The sequence below is a fragment of the Mycobacterium sp. 1165178.9 genome, assembly GCF_001673555.1.
Taxonomy (GTDB): Bacteria; Actinomycetota; Actinomycetes; order Mycobacteriales; family Mycobacteriaceae; genus Mycobacterium.
On sequence record NZ_LZMB01000316.1, the window covers coordinates 1 to 1,170 of the forward strand.

1 protein-coding gene is annotated in these 1,170 nt (G+C 59.5%); it reads right to left on the reverse strand.

The window, feature by feature from the left end; genetic code table 11:
* Positions 1 to 270 precede the first annotated feature (270 nt).
* Positions 271 to 978 (reverse strand): helix-turn-helix transcriptional regulator, encoded by a 708-nt coding sequence (locus tag A5652_RS26770; RefSeq protein ID WP_156745325.1) that lies wholly within the window; start codon positions 976 to 978, stop codon positions 271 to 273.
* Between the last annotated feature and the right edge of the window lie 192 nt (positions 979 to 1,170).

Here is a 1,170-nt window from a genome sequence, read left to right on the forward strand (position 1 = left end):
CGACGGCATCTCGTAAAGCAATCTCAATTTACGTCCGTCCGCCGACAGGGATGACCCATAATTGTCGGGATAGCGATGTCGGTGGGTACATGGCTCAAGACGGACAAGCGGCCGGCAGTGTTGCCCCGACGGGGGCAGTGCTTGGCACCCCCGACGGGGGGCAGTTGGTATGCCCCCGACGGGGGTGAGTTGGTATGCCCCGACGGGGGCGGTGGTGGTGCCCCCGAAGGGGCAACAAACAATTCCGGTGTCAATGAGCCGGCAAGTGCGTCATCGTTTGGCATCCGTGCGGGACTCGACGCGCTTGCGTCCACGGATCGTTTTTGCCGTCGTTGAAGTCTTCCGGCCCGCCCTTCGGTCTTCGCCGAGATTCTCGTTGAACCATCTGTCGTATGCGGGTTGGAGCTCATCCGGCCTAACGAGAATTCCGTCGCTGACTGCCCGCAGGAGTTGCCGCTTCAGTCTCTCGTCAGTCCGATTTGTGGTGATAGCGAATGCCAACGTCTTAGGGTCTTGATCCTGAAAGCCTTTAGGCGAGGCGCGGCGGTGAAACTGCTCCACAAGGTCGCGGAATCGGTCGTCGAGGCCTTCATCGCCCAGGGTGTCCGGATTTTGTCGTACGAGGTCGACGACGGATTCCACCGATCGGAGCATCTTGACAAGCGCTGCGCGGCTTTCGGCCATCAGGCGCTTGACGTCGGTTAGGTAGAAGTCGAGATCTGCCCGCGGAGTCAGATCGTCAAGGTCGAATTTCAGCACTCGGGCAAGCGCCAGGGCTTCGCTGAGTCTGGGTTCTCGTTGGCCAGCTTCGATCCGCGTAATCCCCGAAGTATCCAGCGATACGTCGGCTTCAGCCTCCAACCGGTGAGCGAGCTGCTGTTGAGTCAGGCCTGCTCGTAGCCGGGCACTCTTCGCCCGATCGGCGAAGGTGCCCTTGACGTCGTTGGGCTCCTGGGATCGACCACCAGTCCTCTGCATGGATACAGCATACACTGCTGTGTTGCAGTAACGGTGCTAGCGATGTTACTGTTCTTTAACAGCAAGCGCTGCGATATCGCAGTAGATGTTCCTCGAACGATTGGAGGGAAAGCGCAGGAGGGCCTCGATCCGAGTTATCCCGGGTTGTCGGTCCCCTTCTTTACACTGACATTGCTTCATGAGGTGCCGTCG